The 9,140-nt window shown below is 73.6% G+C and carries 11 protein-coding genes; 8 read left to right on the forward strand and 3 right to left on the reverse strand.

From position 1 onward, the window contains the following. Nucleotides 1–83: 83 nt before the first annotated feature. On the reverse strand, nt 84–944 hold the full coding sequence (gene folP / locus ACZ4UB_RS14350; RefSeq protein WP_468070376.1) for a dihydropteroate synthase: 861 nt from the start codon (nt 942–944) through the stop codon (nt 84–86). A gap of 119 nt (nt 945–1,063) precedes the next feature. On the opposite strand from folP, the gene ACZ4UB_RS14355 reads away from it, so the two are divergent. Both ACZ4UB_RS14355 and ACZ4UB_RS14360 read left to right on the forward strand, forming a co-directional pair. Beyond that, nucleotides 1,064–1,402 (forward strand): DivIVA domain-containing protein, encoded by a 339-nt coding sequence (locus tag ACZ4UB_RS14355; RefSeq protein ID WP_354379602.1) that lies wholly within the window; start codon nt 1,064–1,066, stop codon nt 1,400–1,402. 5 nt (nt 1,403–1,407) lie between these two features. Beyond that, nucleotides 1,408–1,986, forward strand: coding sequence for a DNA-3-methyladenine glycosylase I (locus ACZ4UB_RS14360; RefSeq protein WP_468070377.1), 579 nt, complete (start codon nt 1,408–1,410; stop codon nt 1,984–1,986). Between the two features lie 341 nt (nt 1,987–2,327). Here the strand turns inward: ACZ4UB_RS14360 and chcB are convergent, their stop codons facing one another. Further along, nucleotides 2,328–3,131 (reverse strand): 2-cyclohexenylcarbonyl CoA isomerase, encoded by an 804-nt coding sequence (gene chcB / locus ACZ4UB_RS14365; protein WP_468070378.1) that lies wholly within the window; start codon nt 3,129–3,131, stop codon nt 2,328–2,330. Nucleotides 3,132–3,437: 306 nt separating this feature from the next. On the opposite strand from chcB, the gene ACZ4UB_RS14370 reads away from it, so the two are divergent. Beyond that, on the forward strand, nt 3,438–3,605 hold the full coding sequence (locus tag ACZ4UB_RS14370) for a DUF3117 domain-containing protein (protein WP_069086806.1): 168 nt from the start codon (nt 3,438–3,440) through the stop codon (nt 3,603–3,605). Nucleotides 3,606–3,731: 126 nt separating this feature from the next. Here ACZ4UB_RS14370 and ACZ4UB_RS14375 read toward each other — a convergent pair whose 3' ends face one another. Then, on the reverse strand, nt 3,732–4,394 hold the full coding sequence (locus ACZ4UB_RS14375; RefSeq protein WP_354379600.1) for an O-methyltransferase: 663 nt from the start codon (nt 4,392–4,394) through the stop codon (nt 3,732–3,734). 167 nt (nt 4,395–4,561) lie between these two features. On the opposite strand from ACZ4UB_RS14375, the gene sigE reads away from it, so the two are divergent. The 5 genes from sigE to ACZ4UB_RS14400 all read left to right on the forward strand — a co-directional run bounded on the left by sigE (nt 4,562) and on the right by ACZ4UB_RS14400 (nt 9,020). After that, nucleotides 4,562–5,341: an RNA polymerase sigma factor SigE gene (sigE, locus tag ACZ4UB_RS14380; RefSeq protein WP_354379599.1), complete on the forward strand. Its 780-nt coding sequence runs from the start codon at nt 4,562–4,564 to the stop codon at nt 5,339–5,341. Then, nucleotides 5,338–6,042: a zf-HC2 domain-containing protein gene (locus tag ACZ4UB_RS14385; RefSeq protein ID WP_468070379.1), complete on the forward strand. Its 705-nt coding sequence runs from the start codon at nt 5,338–5,340 to the stop codon at nt 6,040–6,042. The genes sigE and ACZ4UB_RS14385 overlap by 4 nt, the downstream gene beginning before the upstream one ends. Nucleotides 6,043–6,162: 120 nt before the next feature. Continuing rightward, nucleotides 6,163–7,530, forward strand: coding sequence for a S1C family serine protease (locus ACZ4UB_RS14390; protein ID WP_468070380.1), 1,368 nt, complete (start codon nt 6,163–6,165; stop codon nt 7,528–7,530). Nucleotides 7,531–7,623: 93 nt separating this feature from the next. Then, complete coding sequence (locus tag ACZ4UB_RS14395; protein ID WP_468070381.1) at nt 7,624–8,082, forward strand: sec-independent translocase; 459 nt, start codon at nt 7,624–7,626, stop codon at nt 8,080–8,082. A 329-nt stretch (nt 8,083–8,411) separates the two neighbouring features. Beyond that, entirely contained in the window at nt 8,412–9,020 is a 609-nt protein-coding gene (locus tag ACZ4UB_RS14400; protein WP_354379891.1) for a hypothetical protein, read from the forward strand. Nucleotides 9,021–9,140 lie beyond the last annotated feature (120 nt).

Genomic DNA, 9,140 nt, shown 5'->3' on the forward strand with positions numbered 1-9,140 from the left:
GAGGAAGAGCCAAAACCCCCCCCCCCCCCCCCCCCCCCCCCCCCCCCCCCCCCCCCCCCCCCCCCCCCCCGCCGCGTTCCGCGTCAGGCCAGGCCCCGGCGGGCGACGGCGGGCGGGCGGTGGCCCTGGATCGACGCCACCATCTCCAGGACCTGGCGGGTCTCCGCGACCTCGTGGACCCGGTAGACCTGCGCGCCCAGCCAGGCCGAGACGGCCGTCGTGGCGAGGGTGCCCAGCAGTCGTTCCTTGACCGGCTTGTCCAGGGTCTCGCCCACGAAGTCCTTGTTGGACAGCGACACCAGGACCGGCCAGCCGGTCCCGGCCATCTCCCCGAGGCGCCGCGTGGCCTCCAGCGAGTGGCGGGTGTTCTTGCCGAAGTCGTGGCCCGGGTCGATCATGATCGACTCGCGCGGCACGCCCAGCGCCACGGCCCGCTCCGCGAGCCCGACCGTCACGCGCAGGATGTCCGCCATCACGTCCTCGTAGGAGGTCCGGTGCGGCCGGGTCCGCGGCTCCACGCCGCCGGCGTGCGTGCAGACCAGCCCCGCGCCGTAGCGGGCCGCGACCTCCGCGAGCTTCGGGTCCACCCCGCCCCACGCGTCGTTCAGCAGGTCCGCGCCGGCCTCGCAGACGGCCTCGCCGACCTCGTGCCGCCAGGTGTCCACGCTGATCACCACGTCCGGGTGGCGGCGCCGGACCTCGGCCACGAAGCCGACCGTGCGGCGGGCCTCCTCGGCCGCGTCCACGTGCTCGCCGGGGCCCGCCTTCACCCCGCCGATGTCGATGATCGCCGCGCCCTCGGCCACGGCCTGCTCGACGCGGTCGAGCGCGGGCCGGTCCTGGAAGGTGGCGCCCTGGTCGTAGAACGAGTCCGGGGTCCGGTTCACGATCGCCATGATCACGGGCTCGTGGGTGTCGAACTCGCGCCTGCCCAGTCGCAGCATCCCGTGTTTCCTCCTCCGGCGGCCCTCGCCGCCCCGCCAGCGACCTTAACCGCCGCGCGCGCATGGACGCGGCCGGCTCATGGCACGATCGACTCCGTGGCCGCAGTCTCTCAGGGGAGTTGCTCGTGTTCTGGTTCTTGCTGATCGCGCTGGTCGTGGTCGTCGCCGGGGTCACCCTCGCGGTGATCGGTGGCGGCGGCGAAGCGGTGCTGCCCGAGGTGGATCCGGAGATCGTCGCCGACGGCCTGCCGGAGACCCGGCCGGTGGTGCGGGAGGACATCGACGCGCTGCGGCTGCCGGTGGCGCCGCGCGGGTACCGGATGGCCGAGGTGGACGACGTACTGACGCGCCTGGGCGCGGAACTGGCCGAGCGGGACGCGCGGATCGCGGAGCTGGAGGCGGCGCGGGTGGCCCCGGCGGCCGCGGCCGGGCCCGACCTGACCAAGGGCGAGCGGTGACACCGGTGCCGGGTGCCGCCGTCGCGGGGCCGGACGGGGGGCTGCGCTGCCCGTGGGCGCTGTCGACCGAGGACTACGTCGCCTACCACGACACGGAGTGGGGGCGGCCGGTCCACGGGGACGACGCGCTGTACGAGCGGCTCTGCCTGGAGGCCTTCCAGTCCGGGCTGTCCTGGCTGACCATCCTGCGGCGCCGGGAGGGGTTCCGGAAGGCCTTCGCGGACTTCGAGATCGCCAAGGTCGCGGAGTTCGGGGAGGCGGACGCGGAGCGGCTGCTGGCCGACCCGGGCATCATCCGGAACCGGGCGAAGATCGCGGCGACGCTGGCCAATGCGAAGGTTCTGGCCGGGTGGGGGGCGGGGGAGCTGGACGAGCTGATCTGGTCCCACGCCCCGGAGCGGCCCGCGGCGGCGCCCCGGAGCACCACCCAGGTTCCGGCCGTGACCCCGGAGTCCGTGGCCCTGGCGAAGGCCCTGAAGAAGGCCGGCATCCGCTTCGTCGGCCCGACCACGGCCTACGCCCTCATGCAAGCCTGCGGCCTGGTCAACGACCACCTGGCCACCTGCGTCTCCCGCGACCAGTGACCCGGCGGCCCGGCCGCCGATCCAGCCGCGCCGGCGTTTGAGGCGCCCCGGAGGGCGTCCCGCGGGGTGGGGCCTCCGGCGGGCCCTCAATCGCCGGGCGGGCTGGGTTTGGTGCGCCCGGGCCGGGCCCGTCACCCTCCAGCCTCGCCGGCGTTTGAGGCGCCCCCGGAGGGGTTCCGCGGGTCGGTGTTCTGCGGCTGGGTGTGGCCTCCGGCGGGCCCTCAATCGCCGGGCGGGCTGGGTTTGGTGCGCCCACCTCGTCGGGCGGGCTGGGTGTGGTCGGCTCGGGCCGGGCCCGTCACCCTCCAGCCTCGCCGGCGTTTGAGGCGCTCCCGGTGGGGTCAGTGGCCCGTGTACTCGGGGGGGTGCTTGGCGAGGAAGGCGGCTACTGCGATGGCGTGGTCGGCGGAGGAGCCGGCGCGGGTCTGGAGGACGTCCTCCTTCTCCAGGGCCTCGGCCAGCCCGTGTGAGGCCCCGTACGCCAGGGACTCCTTCAGGGCGGCGTAGGCCACCGTGGGCCCCGAGGCCAGCGCCCGCGCCACCGCCGCGGCCTCGGCGGCCAGGGACTCCGCCGGGACGAGCCGGTTCGCGATGCCGAGCTCGTACGCCTCCCGCGCCGGCACCGACCGGGGGAACAGCAGCAGGTCGGCGGCGCGCGACTGGCCGATCAGCCGCGGCAGGGTCCAGGAGACCCCGGAGTCGGCGGTCAGCGCGACCCCGGCGAAGGAGGTGTTGAAGGAGGCCGTGTCGGCCACCACCCGGAAGTCCGCGGCCAGCGCGAAGCCGAAGCCCGCCCCGGCGGCCACCCCGTTCACCCCGGCCACCACGGGCTTCGCCATGGTGGTGAGCGCCCGCACGATCGGGTTGTAGTGCTCCGAGACGGTGCTCATCGTGAGCGTGGAGCCGTTCTCGCGGTCCGCCGCCAGGAAGCCGACGTGCTCCTTCAGGTCCTGGCCGACGCAGAACGCCCGGCCGCCCGCCGCGGTCAGCAGGACGGCCCGTACCCCGGAGTCCTCCGCGGCGGCGAGGACGGAGTCCCGCAGCGCGACCTTGGCCTCGGTGTTCATCGCGTTCATCGCGTCCGGGCGGTTGATCGTGATCGTCGCGAGTCCGTCGGTCACTTCGTAGAGCACGCTGTCGGACATGGTGGGGATCCCCCTTCGTCGCGGGCAGAAGTCCCAGCATGGCGGACCGTACGGGCCACCGGGTATGTGATGTAGGTCAAACAAACCGGGTGCTCGGTGGGCCGGGCGGGGGCGAAGTATCGCAGGCGGATCGCCGAAATGAGTGGTTTTGGTCGAGCGCGTTGCACAAGCGTTCCCGGCTGATGTTGGTCATCGGGTCCTGACATGCGGGATAATGGCGGGAAGCAATGTGTTCGATGCCGGGTATTAGGCGCCTGAATGGGGCCGTCGGCTGACGATGAGCTGGATTCAGGAAGGGGAACGAGCATGGCGGCCATGAAGCCGCGGACGGGCGACGGCCCGCTCGAGGTCACCAAGGAGGGGCGGGGCATTGTCATGCGCGTTCCGCTTGAAGGCGGCGGTCGGCTTGTCGTCGAGCTGACCCCGGACGAGGCCGGCGCCCTCGGTGACGCCCTGAAGAAGGTCGTCGGCTGACGCGTCCGCGTTATCTGAGATATCAGGGTTCCGTTTCCTGATCTTCACCGCTGCCCCGCCGTGGTCACCACGGCGGGGCAGCGGCATGTCCGGAACCCGCCCGCCGTCCGCTCAGCGGCGTACGGCTCAGCGGCGTACCGCGCACAGCAGGCCGTCGCCCACCGGGAGCAGCGCGGACTCCAGCGCGGGGCTCTCGCGGACCGTGCGCAGCAGCTCGCGCACCCGCAGCACCTCCACCGGCTGGGCCGAGGAGTCGACCGTACGGCCGTCCGAGAAGACTCCCTCGAAACACACCAGCCCACCCGGTCGCAGCAGGCGCAACGATTCAGCGAGGTAGTCGAGGGACTCGGCCGGGTCACCGTCGCAGAAGACCAGGTCGTAGCCGCCGTCGGCGAGCCGCGGCAGGACGTCCAGGGCCCGGCCGGGGATGAAGCGCGCGCGGTTGCCCGCGAAGCCCGCGGCGCGGAAGGCCTGGCGGGCGAAGGCCTGCCGGTCCGGCTCGGGGTCCACGGTCGTCAGCACCCCGTCGGGGCGCAGTCCGTGGAGCAGGTGGATGCCGGAGACACCGGTACCGGTGCCGATCTCCGCGACCGCCTTGGCGTCCGCGGTGGCGGCCAACAGGCGCAGCGCGGCCCCGGTGCCGGGGGAGACCGAGCGCAAGCCCGCTTCCCTCGCCCGGTCGCGGGCCCACCGCAGAGCGTCGTCCTCGGCGACAAACGCGTCGGCGAACGCCCAGCTCGTCTGCCGGTTGCCGCTAATGACCCTCTCCTGTCCCCATAGTTGGCGCAACGGTGACTGTATCCGCTGACGTCGGGAACCCGCAGATGGGACCGGGCGTTGTGAGGGGAAGAGGCGGGATAGAGGGGACGGCGCCGGGCAGATCGGCGGTCAAGGACCTCGGACCCGTGCAAAGTTACTGCAAAAATGCTTATCCAGAGCTGACGGGAGGGGTGGCTATGGTAGGGGCTCCACTGGACACCACCAGAGCCGACAGGGGAGGTGCGGCTGCGCCTGTGGATCGTGGCGGCGTCATCAGACGCCTCTTCTGGTCGGCGGGTGAGCCGAAATCCGTGATCAACACCGCTGACCGTATCCACACCGCTGCCACCGCAACCACCGCGACCTTTGCCGCCGATGCGGGCTCCCAGGCGTGGACCCCTCCCTCCTGGGAGGAGATCGTCAGCACGCACAGTGCGCGGGTCTACCGGCTGGCGTACCGCCTGACGGGCAACCAGCACGACGCCGAGGACCTCACCCAGGAAGTCTTCGTCCGCGTCTTCCGTTCGCTGTCGACGTACACGCCCGGCACCTTCGAGGGCTGGCTGCACCGGATCACCACCAACCTCTTCCTGGACATGGTGCGCCGCAAGCAGCGGATCCGCTTCGACGCGCTCGCCGACGACGCCGCCGAGCGACTGCCGAGCCGCGAGCCCAACCCGCAGCAGGTGCTCCACGACACGCACTTCGACGCGGACGTCCAGCAGGCGCTGGACACCCTCGCGCCGGAGTTCCGCGCCGCCGTGGTGCTGTGCGACATCGAAGGTCTGTCGTACGAGGAGATCGCCGCCACCCTCGGCGTGAAGCTCGGCACCGTCCGCAGCCGGATCCACCGTGGCCGCTCGCACCTGCGCAAGGCGCTCAAGCACCGTTCCCCCGAAGCGCGGGCGGAGCAGCGTGCGCTGGCGGGTGTGGCCGTGGGCGCCCCGTTCGTGGGGGGAGAGGGCGGAGTGGAGTGAGCGGAGTCAGTCCGTCCGCAGCGGAACACCACCTGGGCGACCGGCTCGCCGCCCTGGTGGACGGGGAGCTGAGCCACGACGTGCGCGAGCGCGTCCTCGCCCATCTGGCGACCTGTGCCAAGTGCAAGGCCGAGGCCGACGCCCAGCGCCGGCTGAAGACCCTCTTCGTCGAGAGCGCGCCGCCGCCGCTCTCCGCCGGGCTGCTCGCCCGGCTCCAGGGCCTGCCGGGAGGTGGATCCGACGGTCCCGCCGCCCCGCCGGGACCGCCCGCCCCGACCACCCGTGCCGGCGCCACCGATCCCTTCGCCACCTTCGGGTACGCCTTCCAGGCGCCCCGCCCGCAAGAGGGCTTCCGGATACACGAGGTGGGCCGCCCCCGCCGTCGGTTCGCCTTCGTCGCCGCGGGAGCCGTCTCGCTCGCCGCCCTCGCGCTCGGCGGCGCACTGCCGCTGGACCAGTTCGAGCCCAACGCCCGTGGTGAGGGCGGTGCCAGCGTCACCCCGGCCACCCAGCCGGGTGCCACCGGCGGCGCCCTGTCCGTGGTCGACGCGGTCATCCGGGACCGGCCCCGGGCCCCGGCCGGGAGCGCGACCCTCGGCCCCCGGCTGACGTCGGTGCTGGAACCCCAGGCTCCGCGTGCGACGCCGCTGCCGCCCGTGGCGCCGAGCCTGTCACCGCGCCCGGTGTCGCTCACCCGCTGAGGCGCGGTGCCGGCGCGCGGGGGTGATAGCCCCGCCCGCCTCTGCCGTCCCGCGGGGCGACCTGGTTGAATCCTCGCCAGGTGCGCCCGGCGGGGCGCGCGAGGCACGCGGGGAGCGCTCATGTCCGACACCCACCCTCCGACCGATCCGGCTCCAGCGCGGCCGGCCCCTCGGTGGTGGAGCCGCCCCGACGGGACCGGCGCGCAGGAGCACCGCGTACCGGGCCCCCGGACCGGCGGCGAGGAACCGCGGGACACCGCGGCGGCGCCGCTCACGGCACAGGGGGAAGCCCCCGAGGACGTACCCGCTGACGCGCCCGCGCCCCGCTACGACCCCTGGAGCACCGCCCCGTACCAGCTGCCGGACGCGGGCCAGGAGGGTCCGGGGATCCGGATGCGGCACCTGGTGGCCCTGGCCGTGTGCAGCGCCCTGCTCGCCGGAGGCGTCGGCGCCTGGCTCGGCGTCCTGGCCGAACGGCAGAGCAGCACCCGGTTGGAGCTGCCCCAGGCCGGGGTGGAGCCCAAGGGCCGGGCCCCCGAGAGCGTGGCCGGCATCGCCGCGACCGCCCTGCCCGGCGTGGTCACCCTGCACGTCGCGGGCGGCGCGGGCAACGGGACCGGCACCGGCTTCGTGCTGGACGGGCAGGGCCACATCCTCACCAACAACCACGTCGTCGCGGACGCCCGGCGGATAACGGTCACCTTCAGCACCGGCGAGAGCGTGGGCGCCGAGGTGGTGGGCCGGGACGGCGGCTACGACCTCGCCGTGGTCAAGGTCGACGGGGTCCGCGGCCTGCGGCCGCTGGCCCTCGGCAATTCGGAGAACGTCAAGGTCGGTGACCCGGTGGTGGCCATCGGCGCACCCTTCGACCTGTCCAACACGGTCACCGCGGGCATCATCAGCGCCACCGGGCGGCCCATCACCGCGGGCGGGGACAAGGGGGACGGCAGCGACGTCAGCTACGTCGACGCCCTGCAGACCGACGCGCCCATCAACCCCGGCAACTCCGGCGGCCCGCTGCTCGACTCCCTGGGCCGGGTCATCGGCATCAACAGCGCGATCCGCGGCGCGGACCAGGACGCGAGCGACAAGGACCCGGCGCGCCAGAGCGGCAGCATCGGTCTCGGCTTCGCCATCCCGGTCAACCAGGCGAAGCGGGTGGCCGAGGAGATCATCCGCACCGGCCGGGCGACCCACCCGGTCATCGGCGTCACGCTCGACATGAAGTACACCGGCGACGGCGCCCGGGTCGGGGACAAGGCGGCCGACGGCAAGCCGGCCGTCCCGGCGGGCAGCCCCGCCGCCCGCGCCGGGATCGTGTCCGGTGACGTGATCATCAAGGTGGACGGTCAGCGCGTGCACGGCGGGGACGAGCTGATCATCAAGGTGCGGGCCCACCGGCCGGGTGACCCGCTCGGCCTCACCGTGCTGCGCGGTGGCAAGGAGCGCACGCTGGAACTCGTACTGGGTTCGGCGAACAGTGGATGACCGGCAGGGGAAACGGGGAGCGAGGTGTCGGCCCGTGGAGCCGGCCGGGTACCGTGGTCCAGGCCCGCAGGATGACAGCCGAGGAGCGGCAACGTGTTCAACGACATAGGCGCACTCGAACTGGTCACCATCGTGGTGCTGGCCATCCTCATCTTCGGCCCGGAGAAGCTCCCGAAGGTGATCCAGGACGTGTCCGGCGTGATCCGCAAGATCCGGGCGTTCTCGGACAGCGCCAAGCAGGACATCCGCTCGGAACTGGGTCCGGAATTCAAGGACTTCGAGTTCGAGGACCTGAATCCGAAGACCTTCATCCGCAAGCAGCTCACCGAGAACGAGGACCTCAAGGAGATCCGGAGCAGCTTCGACCTGCGCAAGGAGCTCAACGACGTCACGGACGCCGTCAACAGCAAGGAAGCGGACCCCGTCCCCGGTGACGCCCCGGCCGCGCCGGCCGCCGGCGCCGCGCCCGCGGCGGGCGGGCCCGACCTGGTGAAGCGGGCCGCGCCGCCCGCGCCGGAGCAGCGCGCCCCCTTCGACGCCGACGCCACCTGACCCGCCTGACACCTCGGCCTGCCGGGCGGCGCGGGGTCCGATGGCTATCCTCTCCATCTGTCCGGACGCCGACGCCCCAGGGAGGGGGTCCCCCCAGCGCAGCAGGGGGGAGGGTCGTTCCGGGTCCCACGGAACGAGAGGCCGCACCGATGGAGACGACGAGCAGTAGTCGGGTAGGGGCGCAGTCCGCCGAGGCGCACACCGCGCCCGCCCCGACCACCCCGGAAGCCGCCGCCGAGGCGGCCGCACAGGCTCCCCAGGACGCACAGGCTCCCCAGGCCGCACCGGCCCCGCAGCCCCCGCAGGCCGGGGCCGCCCCCGCACCGTCCATGCCCGTCCCGAGCGCCCGCCGGGCCGCCGAGGGCTACCTGCGGGCCTCCTTCCCCTGGTACGGGCTGGACGCGGCCTTCACCGGCCCCCGCTGGCTCATGCAGGTGGGCACGGCCGCCGACGGAACCGTCGAGCACGGTTCCACCGGCCACGGCGACGAGCCCTCGGTCCGCGGCGAGATCGCCACCGGCGAGAAGGAGCGCTTCGCGGTGGTCGTCACCGTCGCGAGCAACCCGCTGCGCCGCAGCGCCGACGGCACCGGCGTCCTGGAGGCCACCTCGGTCTCCTCCGCGGCCTGGCTGGCCGGCTCCGGGCTGCTGGCCTTCACCTGGCCCGGCCAGATGGACCACACCCTGCGCGGCGACTGGCTCGACCAGCAGACCGAGGCCGCCTGGGAGCTGGCCGACGACCTCGGCGGCGAGGACTGGTCCACGCTCTCCCTGCCGGTCGACGGGGAGCCCACGCCCTTCCACTACCGCGAGTCGGAGTTCGGCTGGGTGCTGGCCGGCTCCACCCCGGGCGGCGTCCACCTGGGCGCCTACGGCCGGGGGATGAGCGCCTACGGGCTCGGCTTCTCCGTCATCGGCGACCTGGGCACGTACGCGTAGCGACGGGTACGCGAGAGGGGGGGGAACGCAACGGGGGGGGGACCCCCGGTCGCACCCCGACCCACCGAGACCCGGCGTAACAAAAAATGTGTTGCGGGGGGGGCCCCCAAGGAAGGCACA

The organism is Streptomyces sp. NPDC028419 (genome assembly GCF_055565515.1).

Coding starts and splice junctions, on each gene's coding strand:
- folP (WP_468070376.1), bottom strand. CDS start 944: ATGCTGCGACTGGGCAGGCGCGAGTTCGACACCCACGAGCCCGTGATC.
- chcB (WP_468070378.1), bottom strand. CDS start 3,131: ATGTCCGACAGCGTGCTCTACGAAGTGACCGACGGACTCGCGACGATC.
- ACZ4UB_RS14370 (WP_069086806.1), top strand. CDS start 3,438: ATGGCGGCCATGAAGCCGCGGACGGGCGACGGCCCGCTCGAGGTCACC.
- sigE (WP_354379599.1), top strand. CDS start 4,562: ATGGTAGGGGCTCCACTGGACACCACCAGAGCCGACAGGGGAGGTGCG.
- ACZ4UB_RS14390 (WP_468070380.1), top strand. CDS start 6,163: ATGTCCGACACCCACCCTCCGACCGATCCGGCTCCAGCGCGGCCGGCC.
- ACZ4UB_RS14400 (WP_354379891.1), top strand. CDS start 8,412: ATGCCCGTCCCGAGCGCCCGCCGGGCCGCCGAGGGCTACCTGCGGGCC.